22 protein-coding genes are annotated in these 23,147 nt (G+C 48.9%); 9 read left to right on the forward strand and 13 right to left on the reverse strand.

All coding sequences use genetic code 11. The features are described from left to right. Positions 1–61: 61 nt before the first annotated feature. From AT705_RS14760 to AT705_RS14770, 3 genes are all read left to right on the forward strand, one after another. A complete protein-coding gene (locus AT705_RS14760; protein ID WP_058797150.1) occupies positions 62–646 on the forward strand; it encodes a hypothetical protein in 585 nt (194 codons plus the stop codon). Between the two features lie 87 nt (positions 647–733). Next, complete coding sequence (locus tag AT705_RS14765; protein ID WP_058797151.1) at positions 734–2,521, forward strand: bifunctional diguanylate cyclase/phosphodiesterase; 1,788 nt, start codon at positions 734–736, stop codon at positions 2,519–2,521. Positions 2,522–2,649: 128 nt separating this feature from the next. Next, positions 2,650–3,441, forward strand: a complete 792-nt coding sequence (locus tag AT705_RS14770) for a substrate-binding periplasmic protein (protein WP_058797152.1) — start codon at positions 2,650–2,652, stop codon at positions 3,439–3,441. Between the two features lies 1 nt (position 3,442). Here AT705_RS14770 and AT705_RS14775 read toward each other — a convergent pair whose 3' ends face one another. The 5 genes from AT705_RS14775 to AT705_RS14795 form a co-directional block, all read right to left on the reverse strand. After that, positions 3,443–4,066, reverse strand: a complete 624-nt coding sequence (locus AT705_RS14775; RefSeq protein WP_058797153.1) for a hypothetical protein — start codon at positions 4,064–4,066, stop codon at positions 3,443–3,445. A gap of 67 nt (positions 4,067–4,133) precedes the next feature. Then, positions 4,134–4,754, reverse strand: a complete 621-nt coding sequence (locus tag AT705_RS14780) for a hypothetical protein (protein ID WP_082669002.1) — start codon at positions 4,752–4,754, stop codon at positions 4,134–4,136. Between the two features lie 460 nt (positions 4,755–5,214). After that, positions 5,215–6,846 (reverse strand): methyl-accepting chemotaxis protein, encoded by a 1,632-nt coding sequence (locus tag AT705_RS14785; protein WP_058797154.1) that lies wholly within the window; start codon positions 6,844–6,846, stop codon positions 5,215–5,217. Between the two features lie 125 nt (positions 6,847–6,971). Continuing rightward, entirely contained in the window at positions 6,972–7,682 is a 711-nt protein-coding gene (locus tag AT705_RS14790; protein WP_058797155.1) for a pseudouridine synthase, read from the reverse strand. An 82-nt stretch (positions 7,683–7,764) separates the two neighbouring features. Then, positions 7,765–8,097, reverse strand: coding sequence for a 5-carboxymethyl-2-hydroxymuconate Delta-isomerase (locus AT705_RS14795; RefSeq protein WP_058797156.1), 333 nt, complete (start codon positions 8,095–8,097; stop codon positions 7,765–7,767). Between the two features lie 125 nt (positions 8,098–8,222). Here AT705_RS14795 and AT705_RS14800 point away from each other — a divergent pair, with 125 nt between their 5' ends. From AT705_RS14800 to AT705_RS14820, 5 genes are all read left to right on the forward strand, one after another. Further along, the gene (locus AT705_RS14800) at positions 8,223–9,020 is read left to right on the forward strand and encodes a hypothetical protein (protein WP_058797157.1); all 798 of its coding nucleotides are present in this window, start codon (positions 8,223–8,225) and stop codon (positions 9,018–9,020) included. Beyond that, positions 9,001–9,624, forward strand: a complete 624-nt coding sequence (locus tag AT705_RS14805; protein WP_058797158.1) for a LysE family transporter — start codon at positions 9,001–9,003, stop codon at positions 9,622–9,624. Before AT705_RS14800 ends, AT705_RS14805 begins: the two co-directional genes overlap by 20 nt. 17 nt (positions 9,625–9,641) lie before the next feature. Then, positions 9,642–10,142, forward strand: a complete 501-nt coding sequence (locus AT705_RS14810) for a gamma-glutamylcyclotransferase family protein (protein WP_058797159.1) — start codon at positions 9,642–9,644, stop codon at positions 10,140–10,142. Between the two features lie 15 nt (positions 10,143–10,157). Continuing rightward, positions 10,158–11,735: a serine hydrolase gene (locus AT705_RS14815; protein WP_058797160.1), complete on the forward strand. Its 1,578-nt coding sequence runs from the start codon at positions 10,158–10,160 to the stop codon at positions 11,733–11,735. A gap of 87 nt (positions 11,736–11,822) precedes the next feature. Next, positions 11,823–12,740: a histone deacetylase family protein gene (locus tag AT705_RS14820; protein ID WP_058797161.1), complete on the forward strand. Its 918-nt coding sequence runs from the start codon at positions 11,823–11,825 to the stop codon at positions 12,738–12,740. Between the two features lie 10 nt (positions 12,741–12,750). Here AT705_RS14820 and AT705_RS14825 read toward each other — a convergent pair whose 3' ends face one another. Further along, entirely contained in the window at positions 12,751–13,044 is a 294-nt protein-coding gene (locus tag AT705_RS14825; protein ID WP_058797162.1) for a DUF4144 family protein, read from the reverse strand. Between the two features lie 76 nt (positions 13,045–13,120). Here AT705_RS14825 and AT705_RS14830 point away from each other — a divergent pair, with 76 nt between their 5' ends. After that, positions 13,121–15,673, forward strand: a complete 2,553-nt coding sequence (locus AT705_RS14830; protein ID WP_058797163.1) for an EAL domain-containing protein — start codon at positions 13,121–13,123, stop codon at positions 15,671–15,673. Between the two features lie 15 nt (positions 15,674–15,688). On the opposite strand, the gene AT705_RS14835 is transcribed toward AT705_RS14830, so the two are convergent. From AT705_RS14835 to prmA, 7 genes are all read right to left on the reverse strand, one after another. Beyond that, a complete protein-coding gene (locus AT705_RS14835) occupies positions 15,689–16,516 on the reverse strand; it encodes a DUF2797 domain-containing protein (RefSeq protein WP_058797164.1) in 828 nt (275 codons plus the stop codon). Between the two features lie 115 nt (positions 16,517–16,631). Beyond that, entirely contained in the window at positions 16,632–17,915 is a 1,284-nt protein-coding gene (gene purD, locus AT705_RS14840; protein ID WP_058797165.1) for a phosphoribosylamine--glycine ligase, read from the reverse strand. A 15-nt stretch (positions 17,916–17,930) separates the two neighbouring features. Next, positions 17,931–18,755 carry a class I SAM-dependent methyltransferase gene (locus AT705_RS14845; protein ID WP_049865338.1) on the reverse strand — a complete coding sequence of 275 codons (825 nt, stop codon included), beginning with the start codon at positions 18,753–18,755 and terminating at the stop codon, positions 17,931–17,933. A 103-nt stretch (positions 18,756–18,858) separates the two neighbouring features. Further along, positions 18,859–20,445 carry a bifunctional phosphoribosylaminoimidazolecarboxamide formyltransferase/IMP cyclohydrolase gene (purH, locus tag AT705_RS14850; protein WP_058797166.1) on the reverse strand — a complete coding sequence of 529 codons (1,587 nt, stop codon included), beginning with the start codon at positions 20,443–20,445 and terminating at the stop codon, positions 18,859–18,861. A 240-nt stretch (positions 20,446–20,685) separates the two neighbouring features. Beyond that, positions 20,686–20,976, reverse strand: coding sequence for a DNA-binding transcriptional regulator Fis (gene fis / locus AT705_RS14855; RefSeq protein WP_010374122.1), 291 nt, complete (start codon positions 20,974–20,976; stop codon positions 20,686–20,688). Between the two features lie 15 nt (positions 20,977–20,991). Then, positions 20,992–21,963, reverse strand: coding sequence for a tRNA dihydrouridine synthase DusB (gene dusB / locus AT705_RS14860; protein WP_082669004.1), 972 nt, complete (start codon positions 21,961–21,963; stop codon positions 20,992–20,994). 242 nt (positions 21,964–22,205) lie between these two features. Continuing rightward, positions 22,206–23,078 carry a 50S ribosomal protein L11 methyltransferase gene (gene prmA, locus AT705_RS14865; RefSeq protein WP_058797167.1) on the reverse strand — a complete coding sequence of 291 codons (873 nt, stop codon included), beginning with the start codon at positions 23,076–23,078 and terminating at the stop codon, positions 22,206–22,208. Between the last annotated feature and the right edge of the window lie 69 nt (positions 23,079–23,147).

Raw genomic sequence — 23,147 nt, forward strand, 5'->3', positions numbered from 1 at the left:
CAACTAGCTAACGGAAGCCGCGATTGTATCGCGGCTTTTTTGTGAGAACGGGGGAAATACTATGCGTAAGGAATGTGCAGCGGCACTCGTTTGCTTATCTCTATTCGGGTGCACGGAGCCATCAGGGCAGGCGGCTAATGCCCAGGCTGCGACATCTGATCAGCAGGGCAGTGGCATTGAACCGTATGCGCTGTTAGCCAGCGAGTTACTGACAGACATTCGTATCCAGCGTGATGCAGGGGTGATCCAGGCGCGTGCAGATGACCTGATACAGCAAAGTGATGTGGTCCTGGATGCCTTTAAACTGGCTTATCCACAGTGCCGGTCTTATCTGGATATGGTATTGACGCTTAGAGCGTCTTTGGCAGAGATGTCTCTTGCAACACTGGAGCAAGACTATCATGGCGATGGCAAGTTGCCTGAGTTACCCGATCCGGTGTGCTATCATAGCAAAGATTTGGTGGTGCATCCTGCAACGGTTTTGGTGATGGCAAAAGGGGGACTTGCAGGCGACGACGCGTATTTGGAAGCAGAGCTGGAAATGGTTGAGGCCATGGCTCATATTGAACAGGTAAAACAAGCGTTTAGGCGCGCTGAGGTGAGTACGGAGCAACAGCAAGTTGCAAATGATTCAACATCAAATTAGGTACATTCGTCTTTTTGACATATAACTGTCATGTAAAATTGATAATTTGCTCGATTATCAATCAACCCTCATCTTGGTCATCAAGCAGTGGACTCAACGCAGATCCTTTTGGATGAAATCATCGCTAACAAAACCGTTTATACGGCATTCCAGCCAATCTATGACTTGGCAAAGGAGCAGGTGCTGGGCTTCGAGGCTTTGAGCCGCGGCAAGCGTGGTTCTGTGTTGGAGCAACCTGATAGTTTGTTCGCTGCTGCCAGTCGCTATGATAGGCTGTCGGAGCTGGAATTGTTGTGCCGTCAAAGGGCCATTACACAATTTGTGGCGCAACAGTTGCCCGGTAAGCTGTTTCTCAATGTCAGCCCAAAGGCACTGCTGGATCCCCGTCACCCAAGAGGAGAGACCTTACACCTGGTCGAACAGGCCGGACTGGCAGCCAGTCGTATTGTGATTGAAGTGACAGAGCAGGATAAGGTCGATGATGGCTTCTTGTTGTTAAAGACCATAGCGCATTACCGCCAGCTGGGCTTCACGATAGCGATTGATGACTTAGGTGCCGGATACTCCGGGCTGAAGCAGTGGTCAGAATTATGCCCTGACTTTGTGAAAGTGGATCGCTATTTTATTGACTATTGCGACCAGAGTATCGTTAAACGAGAGTTTCTCAAGTCTATTATTGAACTGGCTAAGGCAACCAATACTGCGGTGATCGCAGAGGGTATTGAGCGTATGGAAGAGCTCGCATTGCTGGAGCAATTAGGGATTGTTAATGCGCAGGGGTATTTGTTGGCCAAGCCAAGTGAGCAGCCCTGCCTGGAGATGATCAATCTGGCACAGCATCGTCATAGTGGCAGCAAGGATAACCCATTTGAGCAGTCTATTGCGATTGGCTGGTTGGCCAAGGATGTTGCTGCAATTCACATCTGCACGCAGTGCCTGGATGCTCATCGACATTTTGAACGGGATAAACGGCTGATGAGTCTGACAGTCGTGAATGATGCAAGGCAGCCTGTTGGCTTGCTGCACCGGGATCAACTGACTGAAGTGTTTGCTGCCCCCTATGGTCATGCTTTATTCGATAAAAAGCCAGTGACCGAGTTAATGGACAAACAACCGCTGATTGTCGATGAGCAGGAACAACTCGACAGTGTCAGTCAACTGATCACCGAGCATGAATTCGATATCAGGCGTCATATTATCATTACCCGGGAAGGGTGTTATCTGGGCCTGGCACCTTTAAGGGATATCCTAAAGCATATTACGGACGAAAAAATCCGCCATGCGCAACACGCCAACCCGCTGACTATGCTGCCGGGTAATGTGGCTATCAATGAGGCCATTGAACAACGCTTACGAGCTATGCATGGATTCTCATTGGCTTACATCGACCTTAATCATTTTAAACAGTTCAATGACCTTTATGGTTACGCCAGTGGTGACAGTGTGATTAAACTGCTGGCGGAGGTGACTGTTGCTGTGTGTAAACACAGTCACTGCTTTGTCGGCCACATTGGTGGCGACGATTTTATGGTGGTGTTTGACAACGACGATGCTGAAAACCTGTGCCATGAGATTATTCAGCGGTTTGAAGCTCAGTCTAAGGCTTTCTTTACGCCAGAGCATGTCGCTGCTGGCGGTTACTGGGCCAGTAATCGTGAAGGCCAGAAGCAATTTGTGCCGTTACTGACCTTATCCATCGGGCTGGTATCGCCGGATGTGGAATCTTGTAGTAACAGTCATCAGGTTGCAGCATTGGCAACGGATGCGAAAAAAGAGGCCAAGCGCTATCGCAATAGTTATTTGTTTGTCTGTAATCGCCGCAAGCCCAGTGCACCGGTCGTGCGGTTAGAGGCGGTCAGTAGCTTAGCGACTTAATTTAGCCAATTACGACAACATAATCTCAGTTGAGTATTGTTGCAGTTAGGTGTAGTTTGGAGGTCAGGGTGATATGTCCTTTGATTGCACAATACAGGACTGACAATTCAATATGAGCTAGGTGGTGTATGGTAAAACGGGTTATTTATCTGATGCTGATACTGCTTGGTGTAGCGGCCGAAGCTAAGTCTACCATTTATGTTGCAAAGGAAATGCGGCCCCTCTATGACCGGGATTTGTTTCTTTATGAATTGCTCGACTTATCACTAAAAGCGGCAGAATACCCGGTTGATATCCAACATGTTAAAGTCCACCCTCATCAACAAAGAACCTTATTGGCCCTGAGCAAAGGTGAGGTTGACCTGCACTGGAGCATGTCGAGTCCCGCGCGAGAAAAACTCGCCATCGCAGTTAAGTTTCCACTATTTGATGGTCTGATAGGCAAGCGTGCGCTGCTGGTACATCGTGCACAACTGACACGCTTTGAGGCTGTTCAGAGTAAAGCTGGACTCGCTAAACTGGTTGCTGTTCAGGGACATGATTGGCCGGACACTAAGATACTGGCTGCTAATGGATTAAAGGTCAGGCCAATTGTGAATTACCAGGCGATGTTTGACTTGGTGAACAATCAAAAAGCAGACTATTTTCCTCGTTCGGTGGTGGAGGTAGACTCTGAGCTGGCGGCACAATCAGCCACTGAACTGGTCAAACTGCCCGGTGTATACTTGTCTTACCCGGCACATTTCTACTTTTTTGTGAATAAGCAAAAGCCTCAACTGGCAGCAAAGCTGGCGCAGGGCTTGAAACGCATGAAAGACAACGGCCAGTATGAGCAGTTACTGGCGCGCTATTTCGACCTTTCTTTCTTAACGACGGCACAGCCTATTTATCTGGACAATCCATTCTTTCATACTGACTGAGTTATGTTTCTCTGTCATACAGGATGAGGCGTCGTTTTTGATAGGTGAGCAGGGTGAGGACCAAGAGAATGCCACACACCGATGAATAAAACAGATAGCCCGTTATCTCAAATGCATAGAAGAAGAAGGTGATGTCATATCCTCTGCCATTACGCAGATAGTTTTCGAATAAGGCTAAAAAGCTAAAAATGGCGGTGAGCAAACATAGCCACGGCAGCAGCGTATCAGCAAATGTGTAATAGATGCTTCTGTTTGGAAAGAGGCGTTTGCTTATCTCCATTCGGTAGATCAACAACACCAGCAAAATCAGCTCTTTGATAAAGTGCAGGCCAAAAATGAGACTGTTTTGGAACAGGCGGTTTTGCGTTTCTGACGTCAGGCTGATCAGGCCGGTGGTGAATAGCAGGTTTTCATAAACAATAGGAAACAGGGCCAGCCCTGTTAAACCGCACAGGTTCACCTCTCTCAGTCGGACGCCGATAATAAACAGGCCAATGAGTAAGAGTGAGTATGCTGAAAAGACGTAGAAAGTTGCGTCACGAAGAATGACCAAGAGCAGACTGAGTGCGACTGTGGCCATCAGCAAGGGTTTATTGATAGAGCGAAAATGGACCGCGAAGACCATGCATCAAATCCCTGGATGTGATTAAGACAAACCTGTCGCTGGACTATACAGGTTTGCCTTTCGAATGTTAACTCCGTTTTTTAATGGTCGGTACTTTTAGCTCGTAGGCTTCTTTGTAGGAGATCACCGTCAGCGCAACCAACATGGCACAGATGGTAGAAAAGATCAGGTAGCCTGTAATTTCAAAGGCGTAAAAGAAGAAGGTAATATCGTACCCCTTAGCATTACGGAAGTAGTTTTCTATCAGTGCAAAGAAGCTCATGGCTGCACCTATGAGATAGAGCCAGGGCATGATGCTGTCAGCAAAGGTGGCGCGGATCTGGTGTTTTGGGAACAGCCATTTGGTGATTTCTACGCGATAGGTGAGTAGCACCAAAATAAGGAGCTCTCTGGCCATCGAAAGGCCGAATATAATGCTGTTTTGTAGCAGGCGATTTTCTTCGTCTGAATACAGGCTGATCAGGCCAGTGGAAAACAGCAGGTTTTCGATCAGTATGGATGACAAGTTCATCATTGCGAGGACGCAAATATTGATGTCTTTGATCCGCAGTCCGATCAGGAAAACCAAAGAAATGATTGCAATACAAGAGAGGATGAACACATAGGTTGCATCCTGCATAATAAAAATGACTACTACCATCACAACGTATGGTAGTAGTAGGTCTTTAATAGATAAATCCTTTGTCATGTCGAAGTACGTTTTGTCTCTAGTTTTTGGGAAGTTTGTTGGCCTTTAGGTCTAACAGGGTGTAACACACTGGAACCGGCAGCGACTTTTTGGCAATCAGTAAATGAAAGAGATTTCATATTGATGTTCCTTATGTCATTGTTGTTTGCCTAACCAAAACGACTACAATAACTGGCTAGTCTGCTTCTAGAGTATAGGCACTGCATCCGCCTCTGCTCATTCATCTTAAAACTACGCTAATGTCACGCAAACGTAATTTAGATGAACTGGGTGTGCTTAAGACCTATCATATATGATTTATTTCATACTGCACAACACAAGGTCTATTAAGCTCTGGTTAATAAATTTACCACCTAGTCCGAAAAAGTGAAATGAAATTTTTCATATAACTTTAATTAAATGTTAATTGTGTTGTTCGTTTAACATTTTCTTCTTGAAAATCTGAATATTAACTATGTAGCTAAACTTTAAATTTCGCCATTTCTTTTTCCAGTTGATGCGTGAGTGCCGTGATGCTGTCGGTCGCCTGGTGCGCATGATGGGAGACCTGCGCCGTCTGGCTGGCAGTATCAGATATGGTGACTACGCGGTGAGCAGTGTCTTCTCCGGCTGCGAGCTGTTCTTTTGCCGCTTGCGCAATTTGGTCACTCATTTGCGATATTGCACTGAGCGATTCAGCCACGCGTTTTAGCGCTTCACTGGCTTCGTTTGACATTGTCACGGTTTTTTCACTGGTGGCGATACTGAGCGTCACTGAAGCCTTAGCTTCCTGAGTTGCAGATTGCAGGTTACCAATCATGGTATGAATTTCTTCTGTGCTGCTTTGGGTGCGTTGTGCCAGTTGCCTGACTTCGTCGGCAACAACGGCGAACCCGCGCCCTTGTTCACCGGCACGCGCCGCTTCAATTGCGGCATTCAATGCCAGCAGGTTGGTTTGCTCGGCAATGCTCTGGATGACACTCAGTACATTGGCAATGTTCTTCACTTCTTCATCGAGCACCTGAATATTATTGCCTGCGCTGTCGATTTGCTGCTCCAGCAGAACAATGGCTTCAGAGGCTTTGGTGGTGAGCTTATCGGCACTTTGTCCCTGGCCTTCTGCTTGTTGCACCGAGTCAGCCGCTTGTTCTGCATGCTCAACCACAGTTTGTGCAGAAGCGGTGAGCTCGGTGATCGCCGAGGCCACCATTTGGGTTTCTTCGCTCAGGCTGCGAGTGAGTGACTCCAGCTCATTTGAGCGTGCTTCACCATTGTGGCTTTGTTCATTGAGTGAATCACTGACCGATTTTAGCCCCCCAACCACACCTTTTAGCCCTTCTTGCATATACTCCATACCTGCCAGAATACTGTCCGGTTTGGCGTTATCATTGTGGATCTGTGAGGTCAGGTTACCGCGCGATACTTCCTGAACGATGTCGAGCACGTCATCCAGCTCAGCGCCCAATTTGTTGGACAGAGACAAGCCAAAACGGGTTAACGCAAAGGTCAGTGCGACAGCGATAAGTAATGACAAAGACGCGAGCCAGCTTGCAGTATCCCAATAGCGCTCATCGACTTCCTGATAACTTATCCCGGTACCTACATACCAGCCGAACAGTGGGGTTTTTTGCACGACTGAGGTCATGGCCGCGACGGTGCCATTACGCTGTGATGTCCAATTGTAGGTAATGATACGGTTTGTTTGTGAGCCGACCAGGCGTTCCACCATGCGCCCGATACTGTTACCGTTTGCATCTTTAAAGTCGTTGAAGCTGGTGTCGTGTAAATGTGGGTCGTGTGGCGCAGCGATGAAATTGAGCTCACTGTCTACCACGTACACGTATTCGGAGTCATGATACTTATTTTCGCGTAAAATTTGCGATGCGAGTGTTTTGGCCTGTTCCTCTGTCAGGGTTCCGCTGCGCACAAACCCTTCAAACTGCTGCACTATGTTGGTTGTGCTTTTCATCAGTTGATTGATACGCGCAATATTATCTGTTTCGCTTGCATGTCTGAGGGATTGCAGCCCCACGATTGCCACCAGAATGAGTGCGACAAAGATAGAAGCTGCAAATAGGATGATTTTTGTTCTTAAAGTAAGTGATGAAAACACGTGATGCCCCTGTAGCAGAACCTGATTTAATGATTAACACGAATTCCGTATTGTGGAAAGCTGAAAAAGGTCATTATAACCGTGATCTTAGATGATTTTTCCTCACTATAGGGGGTGACAGCGTTTTACCTTGCATTAATTATGTTAACTTCCGTATCGCTGAGTAAGCGGTACTCTCCGGCTGCGAGTTGTGTATCCAGCTCGATACCCGCAACATTCTCCCGGTGCAGTTCCACCACCTTGTTACCGACCGCTGCTAACATACGTTTTACCTGATGATACTTTCCTTCGCAGATAGATAAGCGTAGCGCATACTTATCCAGCTGCTCCGCTATGGCGGGCTGAGTGAGATTTTTTTCGTTATGCAACGCAACACCCTGACGTAGTTGCTCGAGTGCCTCTTCGGTGAGTGCTTCTTGTGTTTCAACCAGGTAAGTTTTGTACTTTTGTTTCTTTGGTGAGGTGATTTGATGAGACCAGTCGCCATCATTGGTAATTAGAACGAGTCCTGTGGTATCCAGGTCCAGTCGTCCTGCAACATGAAAATCTTTTAAGTTGGGCTCGTCCAACAGCTCAAAAACGGTCGGATGCAGGTCGTCCTGATTGGCGCATACATAACCTGTGGGTTTGTTCAGCATATAGTAACGCTTACCCAAATAAACCAGCGGCGTCTGGTCCCACTCGACCAGATCATCCTGCCCAATTGAATAATCCGCTTTGCTGATCGTGACACCATTGACAACGGCTAGGCCTTTTTTGATCCCGATTTTGACTTTACTGCGAGGCAGCTCCTGAACGTGACTGACAAACTTATCTAAACGGCAGGGGAATTTCATAGTGATTGCTCTGTAAATTGAATACGACCCGCAGGTCAATGCAGGCGAGCTGAGGTCAGCTCTGAATTAGGGCTATTATACGTCAGTTCTTACGGTAGATCTCTGGGTCTAAGTCATAGGGATGAACACTGAGGTGGAGTTGCTCACCATTGACGAGTGAATGCAGGGCTTTGAGTAGTGTTTCACTCAGCAGTTGCTTTTGCGCGACCGTTCTGCCAGCAATAATGTGGGCTTGCACGTGTATAAAACCTTGATGGTTGCTACCCAGTTGATAGTCGTTATAGGCAATTGCCCGGGTTTTAATAGATGCAGGATCAAATAGCTGAGTACGCTCAGCGCCCTGGTGGACGGCCTGGACAAGCTCGTAAACGGAAATATTCAGATGGGCAGAGTGTTCAATGATCAGATGAGGCATGGTATCACAAGGTATTTGTCGCTAATATGGCAATATGATATGAATCTTTTCTTGCAATGCCAAGTGATTAGTGGGCAGTGACATAGCCCGGAACAGGTAAACTTTGATACAGAAGACAGGATATTATGCTGGCGATATTTAAATCTAAACCGCTACTGGAAGACGCTCAGGCTCAGCAGTTAATTCATTTGTTTGGCTGGGCGGTTGAACATTTTGACGTCGACTTTTTTCTCCGCCACACCCGGATTGTTGAGCCAACCGCGCAGGATTTCCCGGATCAGGTCAACAGCGTCGAGCAAATGGCACAGACAGTATTTGGCCGGGTGCGTGATTATGCAGGGTTGCAGCACTGGCCAATTGCTTTACTGCCACCTCAGCAAATGCCGATGCAGCAGACTTTCCCCAACTTTTCGCTCAGTGGTGGATTGCGTGGAGCGCAGGTGTCGGTGTCGGAGCAACCAGCTTTACCGATCGCGCTGTCCTATAACCCCAATCAAATCAATCAGCCCCAGGATATGGTCGCAAGTTTAGCAGGTTCCCTGGCGATGATTTTGATTCACCAGGTGGGCAAGTTACCTCCTGGCGGTCAGGAACACTTACCTGTTGCCGCCGATGTGCTGGCTGTGTACATGGGATTTGGTGTGATGTTGAGTAACAGTGCGTACCATTTCAGAGGGGGATGCGGGTCTTGTTATAATGCGTATGCCAACCGGCAGGCTGCCCTCAGTGAGGCAGAAACGATTTTTGTACATGCTCTGGTGTGCCATTTTAAGCCACAATATAACGGTGCAAAACACCTTAAACCCCATCTTAAAGGTATGTATAAAAAGGCCTGTAAACAGCTTCAGGGTATTTTAAAAACGTCTCCGGATCCCGTTTTACTGGCACTGGAGGATCGCAGTCGTGTCGCCTTATCTGGATGAGTTCGTTTTGATTGCACTGGCACATTTTTTTGCGGTCGCCAGTCCCGGACCTGACTTTGCCGTTGTATTGAAACAAAGCATCAGTTTTGGCCGACGTACTGCCCTTATGACCAGCGCAGGAGTGGGTTTAGGGATATTGGTACATGTCACGTACTGCCTGCTTGGGGTTGCATTGTTGTTATCACAATCACCGGCGTTATTTAATGCGTTTAAATATCTGGCTGGGGCATACCTGGCGTATATGGGAATTCAGGCGTTACGCGCCAGTGCGAAGCCTGCCTCACAGCAAGACAGTACAGCTACGGCAGGACAGGAAAGTGCAATGCAGGCACTGCGACGCGGCTTTTTGGTCAACGCACTTAATCCAAAAGCGACCTTATTTTTCCTTTCCTTGTTTACCCTGGTGATTGATCCCGACACACCACAGTCCGTACAACTTTTCTACGGATTGTATATGGCTGTGGCGACCTGGTTATGGTTTTCTTCTCTCTCAATGGTACTGAGCAAAGCCTCTGTCCGTGGCTTTTTTCAACGCGCCGGGCATTGGTTTGATCGTGGAATTGGGGTGATTTTACTGCTGCTGGCACTCAGAGTCATACTTTAATAATGCCGGGAGTCATAATGGCAGACAGAGATATACTAAATTTTGCTTTTGGATCAAATTTAACCCCTGCGCGCTTGCTGGCGCGTTTACCTGCGGCTCAATTGCTTGGCACCGCCTGCCTGCCAGGCTTTACCTTAGGGTTTCGTCATCTTGGTCAGGATGGCTCGGCCAAATGTTCCATTGAACCAGATGACAGCGCTGGGGCATGTGTGCACGGGGTGCTGTATGCCTTAACTGAGCAAGAAGTCGCGCAGTTAGACCGTATCGAAGGTGAAGGTTATCAGCGCCAAGATGTAGAGGTGATCCGCGCCTGCGGTGCGCGAATTACAGCGCACTGTTACCTCACACAACATTTTCACGACGACTTGCTGCCGTTTTCCTGGTATCTGGAGCATGTGCTGCGGGGCGTGCAATACCATCAATTTCCCGCGTCCTATCAGCAGCTGCTCGCTAAGCAGCCATGTACCCTGGATTTGGATTATCACAGGGCCCGACGGGAGTTGTCCATTCATCAATAAGGAATAGCAATACACATGAAGTACCAAGTTAGCAAAGGCCTGATCGCCGCCATGATCTTGTCGGTGAGTCATTTTTCTGCGTTGGCTGAGCAACCTGCGCCAAGCGTGAACATAGCGGATGTGGAACAGGCAGTCGCTGCAGCGATGGAAAGGTTTCACATACCAGGCATTGCACTTGCTGTGGTAGAACACGGTGAGGTTGTATTGAGCAAGGGATATGGGGTACGCCATATCGCTCATCAGGATAAGGTGGATGCCGATACCTTGTTTGGTATTGCTTCGAATAGTAAGGCATTTACGGCTGCCGCACTGGCGATACTGGTCGATGAAGGCAAGGTGAGCTGGGAAGACAAAGTCATCAAACATATTCCGGAGTTTCGCTTGTCTGACTCTTATGTAACGCGAGAAATGACGATAGCTGATTTGCTCAGCCATCGTAGTGGCCTGGGTAAAGGAGCCGGAGATTTAATGATTTGGCCTGATACGGATAAAACCATGGCCGATTTACTCAAAGGCATAGCACATTTACCAATAAAGAGCAGTTTTCGCAGTACCTATGCTTATAACAACCTGATGTTTGTGGTGGCGGGCGAAGTCGTACACCGGGTCAGTGGACAGAACTGGCGAGATTTTGTTGAGCAGCGACTGTTCAAACCAATGGGGATGCATACGTCAAAAGCTGGATACTCACGCATTCCCCAAGAGAATAATAACAGGGCGACCGGAAGTATCTACTGGGATGGCCAACTCACGCCTTTCTTTGTTGACTACTTAGAAGATTTTCGTGGCGCGGGTGCCATTGCTTCCAGTGCCAACGATATGAGCCAGTGGCTAAAGACTCAGCTGGCCGCAGGTAAAATGCCAAATGGCGATGTGCTATTTCGCGAAGTACAACAGGTTTACATGTGGCAGCCATTTATTATGCGCTGGCCAAGTGAAGCGGGTAAGGCATATCAGCAACAGTTTCGAGGGTATGGACTTGGCTGGGGGATAGAAGACTATTTTGGCCATAAAAAAGTGGGCCACGCAGGTGGGATCCCGGGCATGGTCTCTCAGGTGGCCATGATACCGGGTAAACAACTGGGTGTGGTGGTACTGTCTAATCAACAGGCCTATCCGGCTCTGACGGCCATTATTAATGAGGTTTTTGAAGATGCGCTGGGTTTGCCTGACACAGACTGGGTTAAAGAAGCGGCTGAAAAATATACTCAGGAACGTGAAGAGGCCTATCGTACTGCGGGTGTGGTGAAGCTAGACAAACAGCAACCACCACTGGCTAACCAGGTGTACACAGGAACGCTGGTCAGCCCCTGGTATGGCGAAGTGGTGGTGGAAGAGCTCAATGGTGAGCTATACATTGATTTTACCCATACCGCAATGCTGAAAGGGAAACTGCAACATCATACAGGTAATACCTTTGTTGTGAGGTGGCAGCACCCTATGTTAGAAGCAGACGCTTACATTGATTTTACTGTGTCTCCATCACAACAGATCGAAGCTGCGAGCATGTCCTGGGTGAACCCGGATATTACCGATTTCAGTTTTGATTTTCATAACTTGCAGCTTAAAACTAAGGCGCTTTCAACACAGTAAGCCGGCAGGTTACACCAAAGTATCAGGGCCCGCGCTACAGGGCTCTGATACACTCATATTATGACTCTACGAAGGACTGATTTTGCTATGCGTACTGCATTGATCACTCACCCGCTTTGTCGTAAACATAAAATGATTGCGGATCATCCTGAATGTCCGGAGCGACTGGATGCCATTTCAGATCGAATTCTGGCGTCCGGATTAAATGTGGCCATTGAATATAAAACGGCACCAAAGGCGACACTGGAAGACATTGCGCGCGTGCACGACCAGGCGCATATTAGTCGGGTGTGTGAGGCATTGCCCGAGTCAGGCCTGGCTGAGCTGGACGGTGATACCTGGTTATGCCCCGATTCAATGAAAGCGATTGAGCGTGCGGTCGGGGCTGGTTTATTGGCCGTTGATGAAGTACTTGCGGGCAAGCTGGATGCGGCTTTTTGCGCGGTGCGTCCACCGGGGCATCATGCCAATCAACACAGCTCTTCGGGGTTTTGCGTATTCAATAACCTGGCTATTGCGGTGGCTTATGCCCAGCAACAAGGCGTGGAGCGAATCGCGGTGCTCGACATCGACGTACACCATGGCAACGGGACGCAGGATATAGTACGCGATGATCCCCGGGTACTGTTTTGTTCATTATTTCAATATCCTTTTTACCCTAATACAGCGATTGAAAACACGGATTCTATCTTGAATTCCCCGCTACCAGCTGGCAGCGATGGGCGAGATTTTCGTGCACTGGTGGAACAGCAATGGTTACCCAAGTTGGCGGAATTTTCACCTCAGCTTATCTTCATCAGCGCCGGGTTTGATGCGCACCTTGAGGACGATATGGGAGGGCTGAGCTTTGTGGAGCAAGATTATGTCTGGTTTACAGAGCAGGTGATTACCTTCGCCAGAGCACACTCATGCCTGGGTATCATTTCCTACCTCGAAGGTGGCTATGATCTGTCATCGCTGGGGCGCAGCGTTGAATGTCATGTCCGTGCGCTGGCCGAAGCCTGAGTTACCTCAATCAATGGATATCTTCTAACAACTCGAAGGCCTCTTTGACACTGCACTGGTTGAGTTTAGACACGCAGCATTGGCCTTCCTGCACTAAGGTTTGTTGCACTAATCGGGTGAGTTCATCGGCCGATAGGGCAGGCACCTGCTGCCCCGAACGAGTCAAATACTGGCCATCAGAATAGATACAGATCCCCTCGTCAGCGCCTGCATAATGGCACATTTCGGTCAATTCAGCCTCATTGCTGACATAAGCGAGACTTTGGTCTAACCATAATAGGAACGGGTAAGACTTTATTGTCATTATTTGTTCTTGGTCAAGGTTGTTTAAATTGTCTTCATTATACTCGATTAGATTGGCTGAAAGCGAGGCTGTGCTTATGATAGGCGATACACGTCAACTGCAAATTAAAGATGTTTATTCTAATAACCTGCTGTGTTGTGACTACACAACGCGTTTATATGATGCGTTGAGTCTGATGCGCGAGCGGCGGGTCAGTTCGATATTTATTGAGCAGGACGGCAAGATCGTCGGGATTTGGACAGAGTCAGACTGTGTCAGTCTGGATTTCGAGCACAATGGCCTGGCACAAACTGCCATAGGTAATATTATGAACTCACCGGTACATGATATTCTGATCAGTCAAACGTTGAGTGAAGCCACGATTAAGTTTCACCAATTGGGGATCCGTCACTTGTTAGTGAAAGACGCCCACAACCAGCCGCAGGGCGTGGTATCTCTGTCGGATATTGTGCGCAATCAGGGGTTAGACCACTACCTGCATTTTCGCCCCATAGAAGATCATTTCGAGTCACAGATCAGCACGCTGGATGCCCAAGCTTGTATTTCCGAGGCGATTCATGCGATGCGCCGGGACAAGACCACCGCAGTGCTGGTATATAATCAGGCATTGGCTGAGTATGGCATTATCACCCAACGGGATGTGGCCTATGTGATCCTGAATCAGGACTGGCGTATGCCCTGCTGGGAATTGGCCAGCTATCCGATGGAATCCATGACCCCCAAAGACAGTCTGTTCGATGCTTACCGCTTGATGACGGCACGTTCAATTCGTCATCTGGTGATCCGCGAGCCCGGCTCACATGCAGTGATGGGTTTGCTGGCTTTGAAAAATGTCCTGACAGAAATAGAAACCGCTTACTGTAGCGAGCTGGAAAAGGTGCTGGCTCAGCGGGATCTGGCATTGCAAAAGTCAGAAAAAAACCTCTATTTGGCTAACCGCATCATCGATGCTTCGCTCGATGGCATTATGATCACCCGGGCCAATGGCGAAATCATCCAGATCAACCCTGCATTCAGTGCGTTGACGGGGTATCAGGATTATGAGGTGCTGGGCAAAAACCCCAACCTACTGAGTTCGGGCGTACATGGTCAGGATTATTATGAAAGGATGTGGTCGGAACTGTCACATAAGGGCGTTTGGCAAGGGGAGATCTGCAATAAGCGAAAAAGTGGTGAAGTGTATGTTGAGTGGCTGACCATCATTGAGATCAATGAGCCCTACAGTGATGATGTGCTCTATGCTGCCATTTTCAGTGACATCACCGAACGTAAAAATGCGGAAGAGAAAATTGCCCGACTGGCGTATTTTGATGAACTCACAGGCTTGCCTAATCGCCGGCTATTTTACGACAGGTTGTCCATGGCGTTGGCCTCGGCGCAGCGAGATAAGCACAAGCTCAGTGTGATGTTCATCGATCTCGATCGTTTTAAGGAGGTCAATGACACCTTAGGTCACAGTGCCGGGGATAAACTGCTCAGCCAGGTTAGCGAGCGGATAAAAGCCATCCTGAAGCCTGGAGACACACTGGCACGTCTTGGGGGAGATGAGTTTGTGGTGCTACTTACTGAAGTCGAGCATATGGAAGATGTGGTAGGCTTTGCCGATCAGGTGCTCAGTGAGCTTAGTGTGCCCTTTGCACTGGGTGAGCTAAATGTGGCGGCGACTGCATCACTGGGGGCTGCAATCTACCCTGAGGATGGCCTGGACAGTGAGAGTCTGCTTAAGCATGCCGATGTGGCCATGTATCGCTCTAAAGAGTTAGGGCGCAATTCTTTCCAGCTGTACAAAGCATCGATGAATGCGCGTTCGCTTGAACGCTTGTCTATGTTGAGTCGCTTTCAAAGTGCCCTCGAAGGCGGCGAGTTTGAACTCCATTATCAGCCATTACGTTGTCTGACGAGCGGTCGGATTATGAGTGTAGAGTGTTTGTTGCGCTGGCAAGACCCAAATTTGGGCACCATCTCGCCAGCCCAATTTATTCCGCTGGCGGAAGAATTAGGTTTGATTGTTAAGTTGGATCAGTGGGTGATCAACGAAGCCTGTCGACAAATGGCTCTCTGGTTGAGAGAAGGGCTGGATATGCGTCGTATCGCGATCAATATCTCTGCCAGTCACCTTAGTCAGGGAGATCTGGTGATGACCGTGGCCAAAGCGCTGGAACAGCATAATCTGGATGGTCGTTATGTCGAGCTGGAGCTGACCGAGACCAGCTTTGTCAGCAATTTGCATGATGCCAAGGTCATGCTGAACAAACTAAAAAATCTGGGGGTCTCGATTGCGCTTGATGATTTCGGGACTGGGTATTCGGCGCTGAGTTATCTGACTAAGCTGCCCATCGACATACTGAAAATCGATGCCAGTTTTATCGCCAAAATACCGGATGAATATGGCAACAGTGAGATTGTAACGGCGATTGTCGCGATGGCCAAAGCGCTGAATTTACATGTGGTGGCAGAAGGGGTTGAAAAATCCGTACAGCAGAAGTTTTTGCAAAAGCTGGGGTGTCACACGATGCAGGGATATCACTATTGTCGGCCACTGCCTCAGTCAGACTGGCTGAACTTTTACCGTTCAGAGCGGGGGGTGAGTGAGCTCGCTCCCCCACAACGACGGGTAAGCGGCCGTTAACTGGCCGCGTATGAACTAGTCCAGACCCACCGAAACTTCGTATGAGGTGAACTTACGGATATTGATCACACCCGTGTCAAAGATCAGGTACTGGCCTTTAATGCCTTGCAGTATGCCACTGACAACGGGTTCTTTATCAAAGTTAAAAGAACTGATCTTGCTCGGGTAGTCGGTTACCGGGAAGTTCAGGTCCACCACGTCTTCATCGAGACGCTCAATTGCTGTGGCGCCAAACAGTTCAGCCAGCTCGTCTAGCTTAGCCTGGATCTGTGGGATCAGTTCTACTGCGGATGCTTTAAGGTCCAGTTCTGGATTAACGCCTTTGAGCATATTGCGCCAGTTGGTTTTATCAGCAATAAATTCCGCGAGAGCTACTTCCACCAGGCCCGATTGCAACCGGGTCTGCACTTTGAAGATGGGGACTGCCTGCGTGGCGCCTTGATCTATCCAGCGTGTCGGGATTTGGGTATGACGGGTGATCCCAACCTTCAGGCCAGAGGTATTTGCCAGGTACACATAGTGCGGGATCATACAGTGTGTTTCGCCCCACTCTGGCTCACGACAAGTGCCTTGATCATAGTGGCAGGTTTCGGGCTTCATGATACACATGTCGCAACTCGCTAGTTTTTTCATACACACAAAACAGTGGCCCTGAGAGTAACTCTTCTTGGTTTTCTTACCACAATTACAGCAGAAAATGTTGCCACTAAATGTGAGCGTCAGACGCTTGCCAATCAGCTCGTTCAATGGCAACAGATCGTCGCCCACAGGCAGCTGATAGTTTATGGTTGGTGCCGATGCACAATTCAATTGTGCCTGCATCTTACGTAGAGTACCTTGCATCTTTACGCCCCTAAAGATGGTTGAAATAGGCGATCCTAGCAAAGCGTGACACAGAGGTGAAGAAAGAGGGAGAAATAAAAAACCGGGTCAGAGACCCGGCTTTGCGTTATGTATTTTACTGCTCGCGTGCAATGGCACGATAGGCGATGTCGGTACGGTATTCAACACCGTCCCAGCTAATCTCCTGTACCAGTGCATACGCGCGCTTTTGTGCTTCTGTGACGGTGTGGCCTAGTGCAGTAGCACACAGGACACGACCACCAGCTGTCACGACGGCGTCACCATCTTGCTTAGTGCCCGCATGGAAGACTTTTTCACCTTCCGGATAGGTAACACGTAAACCAGAGATAGCATCTCCTTTCGGGTAGCTGGCTGGATAGCCCTTGGCTGCCAGAACGACACCCACAGCGGCGCGAGGATCAAACTGAATTTCAGTCTGGTCCAACTCTTGTCGGTTAGCTGCTTCAATCAGGGTAACCAGATCAGATTGCAGACGCAGCATGATAGGTTGCGTTTCCGGATCGCCAAAGCGACAGTTGTATTCGATCACTTTTGGCGTACCATCAGCCGCAATCATCAGACCTGCATACAAGAAGCCCGTGTAAGGATAGCCTTCTGCCGCCATGCCCTCAACGGTAGGTGTGATCACCTCATCCATGATGCGCTGGTGGATCTCTGCAGTTACAACCGGAGCAGGAGAGTATGCGCCCATGCCGCCCGTGTTAGGACCTTCATCGCCATTATAAGCGCGCTTGTGGTCCTGACTGGTGGCGAATGGCAAAACGTTCTTACCATCAACCATCACGATGAATGAGGCTTCCTCACCTTCGAGGAACTCCTCGATCACAACGCGGCTACCAGCGTCACCAAAGGCATTGCCCGCCAGCATATCGCGAATGGCGTCTTCAGCTTCAGCTTCAGTCATTGCCACGATCACGCCTTTACCGGCAGCCAGGCCATCTGCTTTTACAACGATTGGTGCGCCTTGTGCTTTCACATAAGCCAAAGCAGGCTCAATTTCTTCAAAGGTCTGATAAGCTGCCGTTGGGATCTGATGGCGAGCTAAAAAGTCCTTAGTGAATGACTTAGAGCCTTCTAATTGAGCAGCTCCCTGAGTTGGGCCAAAAATAGCCAGACCCGCTTCTCGGAAGCGGTCAACGACGCCGATCACCAGTGGTGCTTCGGGGCCAACAATTGTGAGTTCAACTTTGTTGTCCTGGGCAAAAGCCAACAGGGCATCGATGTCCTCAACACCAATGGCCACATTTTGCAGTTTTGGCTCAAGGGCCGTGCCTGCGTTGCCTGGGGCAACAAATACAGTTTTTACAGATGGGTTTTGTGCAGCCTTGAACGCCAGAGCGTGTTCACGGCCGCCGCTGCCAATGACAAGTATATTCATGGCAATTGATTCCTATTAAAGCTTTTTGAATTTCAGGGTCATTCGATCGCTTTCCCCGATGGCCTTGTATTGCTCGGCCTTTTCATCACCCAAAGCTAAACGTGGTGGTAAAGTCCACACACCTTTCGGGTGGTTGGCGCTGTCCAACGGGTTGGCGTTGATTTCACTGCTTGCAACTAATTCGAATCCAGCTTGTTTAGCCAGGTTGATGACATAGTTTTGCTTCATATAACCAGAACGCTTCTGGTCTTCATCATCACGATGCTCAGGTAAACGGTGCGCAACAACGCCCAAAGTGCCACCTGGTTTCAGCGCTTTATTGAAAGCCTGAAAAGCAGCCAGCACACCTTCGTCACCCTGACGCATGTACCAGTTATGGACGCTACGGAAGATCAGTACCATGTCAGCGCTACCAGCAGGGGCAATATCAACGTGTGTGCCTGGTGCAAATTCGGTGATTTTGACTTCACTAAAGCGCGCATCTTCAGCGACTTTTTTCTTGAAGCCGTCCAGAGAACGTTTGAAGTAACCTTCACTGTTTTCCGGGAAGTGTGCTGCGTAGTAAGTCCCCTGGCCCTTAACAACCGGTGCCAGAATTTCACTGTACCAGCCACCACCAGGGGCAATTTCAACAACGGTCATATTTGGCTGAAGACCAAAAAATGCCAGCGTTTGCTCCGGGTGACGATACTGATCGCGTGCACGGTTATCAGCCTTACGTTCTGCGCTCGCCACTGCTGAGCTAAGCTCGCTGGACGCACCGCTTTCAGTGGTGCTGTTACAGCCACTCAGGGCGGTCAAAATACCTGCTGCGATGATAGATTTAATGGCAAATTTCATAGTCAGTTCCTTCACTGTCATTATTGTGATTGTCTTTTACTCACAATACTGGAAATTAGCGCAAACAAAAAGCGCGAAACGGTGAAGGTTTCGCGCTCATCGATTAGTGACGGAAATGACGCATGCCAGTGAAGACCATGGCCATGCCTGCTTCGTCGGCTGCGGCAATGACTTCTTCATCGCGCATCGAGCCGCCTGGCTGGATCACCGCAGTGATACCAGCTTCCGCTGCGGCATCGATACCGTCGCGGAACGGGAAAAAGGCATCAGAGGCCATAACAGACCCTTTGACTTCCAGGTTTTCATCAGCGGCTTTGATACCGGCGATCTTTGCAGAGTAAACACGGCTCATCTGGCCGGCACCCACACCTATGGTCATGCCATCGCGTGCATAAACGATTGCATTCGACTTAACGAATTTAGCCACTTTCCAGCAGAACATCAGATCTTTGAGCTCTTGCTCGGTGGGCTGGCGCTTAGACACGACTTTCAAATCGCTCGCCTGAACCATACCCTGGTCGCGGTCCTGAATTAGGACGCCACCATTGACACGCTTAATGTCAACGCCGGTTGTTGCCGTTTGCCATTCACCACATTCCAGCAAACGGACGTTCTTCTTCGCTGCCACAATTTGTGCCGCAGCGTCAGAGATTTTAGGGGCAATGATCACTTCAACGAACTGACGTGCAATGATGGCTTCAGCCGTGTCGGCATCCAGCTCACGGTTGAAAGCAATGATGCCGCCAAATGCAGACGTCGGATCGGTTTTGAAGGCACGGTCATAGGCGCTCAGGATGTCTTTATCTTCTGCCACACCACATGGGTTCGCATGCTTGACGATCACACAGGCAGGTTCTGAGAAGCTCTTCACACACTCAAGGGCCGCATCGGTATCCGCGATGTTGTTGTAAGACAGTGCTTTACCCTGAATTTGTTTTGCCGTCGCCACTGACGCTTCTTCAATGTCGTTTTCAACGTAGAAGGCTGCGTCCTGATGCGAGTTTTCACCGTAGCGCATATCTTGCTTCTTAGTGAACTGCATATTGATGGTGCGCGGGAACTTAGTGTCTTCGGCAGCCTCTTCGGTATAGTCCGGGACCATTTTACCGAAGTAGTTCGCGATCATGCCATCATACTGCGCTGTGTGCTCATAAGCTGCAATCGCTAGATCAAAGCGCGTCTTGTACTCAGTTGAGCCATTATTCGTTTTCATCTCGTTGATAACGCGGTCATAGTCAGCTGCATTCACAACAATGGTCACATCTTTGTGGTTCTTCGCAGCAGCGCGAACCATAGTTGGACCGCCGATGTCGATGTTTTCAATGGCATCTTCCAGTGAGCAGTCAGCTTTTGCAACGGTTTGTGCAAAGGGGTATAAGTTGACTACGACCATATCAATGGCTGAGATGTTGTTGTCTGCCATCACGCCTTCGTCCTGGCCGCGACGTGCAAGAATACCACCGTGGATTTTCGGATGTAGGGTTTTGACCCGGCCGTCCATGATTTCCGGGTGACCGGTGTGGTCAGATACTTCAGTAACAGGAATGCCGTTCTCGGCGATGAGTTTACAGGTGCCGCCAGTTGACAGGAGTTCAACGCCTTGCTCGCTCAGAGCACGGGCAAATTCAACGATACCGGTTTTGTCTGACACGCTAAGCAGCGCGCGACGAATTGGACGATGTATATCCATGATGGTTCAGGTTTCCTCAATGATAAGTTAAGGGCTAGCTTAGAAGTGCTGTATTTTAGCCTAACTTGGCTCAGAAAACGATTGAAAATGCGTGAGTGAGATTGAGAAAAACGGGGTTGCTTTTGGCTGTTTGCCATTTATTGCAGGTGAATGTTCGGGTTACAACAATAATTGCTCAATAAAAGCGACGTAAACAAAAAAAGCACCCAAAGGTGCTTTTTTTGTTCGGCTGTGAACAGATTAGTTCATACCGTACTTTTTCAGTTTCTTACGCAGTGTACCACGGTTGATACCCAGTAAGATTGCAGCACGAGTCTGGTTACCACGTGTGTAAGTCATTACTTCTTCAAGTAGTGGTGCTTCAAGCTCAGAAAGAACTAACTCATAAACGTCTTGTACGTCCTGACCGTTAAGCTGTTTCAGGTAGTGGTGTACAGCTTTTTTCACTGCATCGCGAAGTGGTTGCGGTTTCTCTTGTGACTGAACATGAGCGTTAGTGATAAATGGAGAAGTCACATTTTGTTCGAACATCTTTATGTCTCTTTCTTAGTTAGCTGCTAGTGTTTCAAAATAGTGTTCTAATGTCTCGACTTGCGCATTGGCATCATCCAGAGCATTGAATACTCGCCTAAATTGACCTTCTTGGTCATGGGCCTGCATATACCAGGACACATGTTTGCGTGCGATGCGTACACCCATTGGCATACCGTAGAACTGATGGAGGTTTGTCAAATGCTCCATCAAAATGCTGCGCACTTCGGATAACTCCGGAGCGGCTAGCGTTTCTCCAGTACGCAAATAATGGTCAATCTCTCGGAAAATCCAGGGACGACCTTGGGCTGCTCGACCAATCATGATGGCATCTGCGCCCGTATATTCCAGAACCTGCTTGGCCTTTTGCGGAGAGTCAATGTCTCCATTGGCCACCACAGGAATGCCAACCGCTGCCTTGATCGCCTTGATCGTGGCGTATTCAGCATCGCCTTTATACATACATGCGCGGGTGCGCCCATGTACGGCCAAAGATGCAATGCCATTGCGTTCGGCAATGCGGGCAATCTCAATACCATTGCGATTTTCCGGGTCCCATCCAGTACGGATCTTTAGGGTGACAGGGACGTCGACTGCGTTGACCACGGCCTGAACTATCTCTTCCACAAGTTCCGGATATTGCAATAATGCTGAGCCTGCCAGCTTTTTATTCACTTTCTTAGCGGGGCAGCCCATATTGATATCTATGATCTGCGCGCCATTACTGACATTGAACTGCGCTGCTTGTGCCATCAATTCAGGATCTGCTCCGGCAATTTGTACGGAACGAATTCCTGACTCGCCGCTGTGATCCATGCGGTTCATTGATTTATCGGTTTTCCATACCTTCGGATTTGAAGACAACATTTCTGACACCGCCAGCCCGGCACCTAAGCGCCGACACAATTGTCTGAAAGGCCTGTCGGTGATCCCCGCCATTGGCGCGACCATTAAGTTGTTTTCAAGTTGGTAAGGACCAATACGCACTGCTGTTCAATCCGCCTCTTTTCAAGGGGCGCTAAGTTTACGGTTTTTTTTGCAAAAATCAAAGGCTATAAATTGAACATAAGTGCTTTTTTTTTGAGCTTGACGGGTTGACTTTTTATAACAAACTGACTGAAGGTCATAATTGTTTTAAAATTAACCGTTTTTCATTTCAAGTCGGTGGGGATGACGCTGTAAAAAATGCGTAAAGCCTGTTAACTAAGGACTTTACGCGTGATAAGGCACTAACCTTTTTTTCCGCTTACTCGGGTCCATTCACCTTCCTGAGCAATGGCATCTAGCGCAAGGAAAGGGGCATAGACATCGGCAACAGATTGTGCCTGTTCTTCCAGGATCCCCGACATGGCAATTTCACCGCCCGGTTTAAGAAAACCCAGGATCACTTCGTGAAGCTCTCTGAGAGGCTGAGCTAGGATATTTGCAACCACGATATCTGCAGAAAACTCAGGCTGGTTCTCTGGCAGGTAGACTTCCAGCTGCTCGGCTACGCCATTACGGCTGGCATTGTCGCGACTGGCAACCAGTGCCTGTGGATCGATATCGATGCCGATCACGCGCTCTGCCCCCAGTTTGATCGCCGCGATCCCCAGGATCCCGGAGCCACAGCCAAAGTCGACGACGGTTTTGCCACTTAAGTCTTGTTGTTCCAGCCACTTCAGGCACAGCGCGGTGGTCGCATGGGTGCCTGTGCCAAAGGCTAGTCCAGGGTCAAGCAGGACATTCACGGCGTCCGGATCGGGTATATCGCGCCAGCTGGGACAGATCCATAAACGCTCACCGAATTGGATCGGGTGAAAGTTGTCCATCCACTCTCGTTCCCAGTCTTTGTCTTCCAGCTGTTCCAGTTTGTACTTTAGCGGCACATCGCTGGCGGTCTTTAAATAGTCCACAACGGCTTGCATATCGTGATTTGCTTCAAACAAACCAATCACGATGGTTTGTGGCCACAGTAGCACTTCGCCGGGCTTTGGCTCGTATATGGGGTTGTTTTGTCCGTCGATATACGTGACAGATGGACAGCCGATTTCCATAAGCAAATCGCTGTAATGGTCGGCGCTGGTTTTGTCGGCATCAATGCGGATCTGGATCCAAGCCATAGTTGTTACCTATTTATAAATCAGGTCTTGAGACCTATGAGTAAACTAAAAAGGCCGCAGATGCGGCCT

Origin of the sequence: Pseudoalteromonas rubra (assembly GCF_001482385.1) — a bacterium.
GTDB lineage: Bacteria > Pseudomonadota > Gammaproteobacteria > Enterobacterales > Alteromonadaceae > Pseudoalteromonas > Pseudoalteromonas ardens.

Excerpts from the sequence above, each read along its gene's own strand:
- AT705_RS14760 (WP_058797150.1), top strand. The coding sequence starts at position 62 with ATGCGTAAGGAATGTGCAGCGGCACTCGTTTGCTTATCTCTATTCGGG.
- AT705_RS14770 (WP_058797152.1), top strand. The coding sequence starts at position 2,650 with ATGGTAAAACGGGTTATTTATCTGATGCTGATACTGCTTGGTGTAGCG.
- AT705_RS14775 (WP_058797153.1), bottom strand. The coding sequence starts at position 4,066 with ATGGTCTTCGCGGTCCATTTTCGCTCTATCAATAAACCCTTGCTGATG.
- AT705_RS14780 (WP_082669002.1), bottom strand. The coding sequence starts at position 4,754 with ATGACAAAGGATTTATCTATTAAAGACCTACTACTACCATACGTTGTG.
- AT705_RS14790 (WP_058797155.1), bottom strand. The coding sequence starts at position 7,682 with ATGAAATTCCCCTGCCGTTTAGATAAGTTTGTCAGTCACGTTCAGGAG.
- AT705_RS14795 (WP_058797156.1), bottom strand. The coding sequence starts at position 8,097 with ATGCCTCATCTGATCATTGAACACTCTGCCCATCTGAATATTTCCGTT.
- AT705_RS14800 (WP_058797157.1), top strand. The coding sequence starts at position 8,223 with ATGCTGGCGATATTTAAATCTAAACCGCTACTGGAAGACGCTCAGGCT.
- AT705_RS14810 (WP_058797159.1), top strand. The coding sequence starts at position 9,642 with ATGGCAGACAGAGATATACTAAATTTTGCTTTTGGATCAAATTTAACC.
- AT705_RS14815 (WP_058797160.1), top strand. The coding sequence starts at position 10,158 with ATGAAGTACCAAGTTAGCAAAGGCCTGATCGCCGCCATGATCTTGTCG.
- AT705_RS14820 (WP_058797161.1), top strand. The coding sequence starts at position 11,823 with ATGCGTACTGCATTGATCACTCACCCGCTTTGTCGTAAACATAAAATG.
- AT705_RS14825 (WP_058797162.1), bottom strand. The coding sequence starts at position 13,044 with ATGACAATAAAGTCTTACCCGTTCCTATTATGGTTAGACCAAAGTCTC.
- AT705_RS14830 (WP_058797163.1), top strand. The coding sequence starts at position 13,121 with ATGATAGGCGATACACGTCAACTGCAAATTAAAGATGTTTATTCTAAT.
- AT705_RS14835 (WP_058797164.1), bottom strand. The coding sequence starts at position 16,516 with ATGCAAGGTACTCTACGTAAGATGCAGGCACAATTGAATTGTGCATCG.
- purD (WP_058797165.1), bottom strand. The coding sequence starts at position 17,915 with ATGAATATACTTGTCATTGGCAGCGGCGGCCGTGAACACGCTCTGGCG.
- AT705_RS14845 (WP_049865338.1), bottom strand. The coding sequence starts at position 18,755 with ATGAAATTTGCCATTAAATCTATCATCGCAGCAGGTATTTTGACCGCC.
- purH (WP_058797166.1), bottom strand. The coding sequence starts at position 20,445 with ATGGATATACATCGTCCAATTCGTCGCGCGCTGCTTAGCGTGTCAGAC.
- fis (WP_010374122.1), bottom strand. The coding sequence starts at position 20,976 with ATGTTCGAACAAAATGTGACTTCTCCATTTATCACTAACGCTCATGTT.
- prmA (WP_058797167.1), bottom strand. The coding sequence starts at position 23,078 with ATGGCTTGGATCCAGATCCGCATTGATGCCGACAAAACCAGCGCCGAC.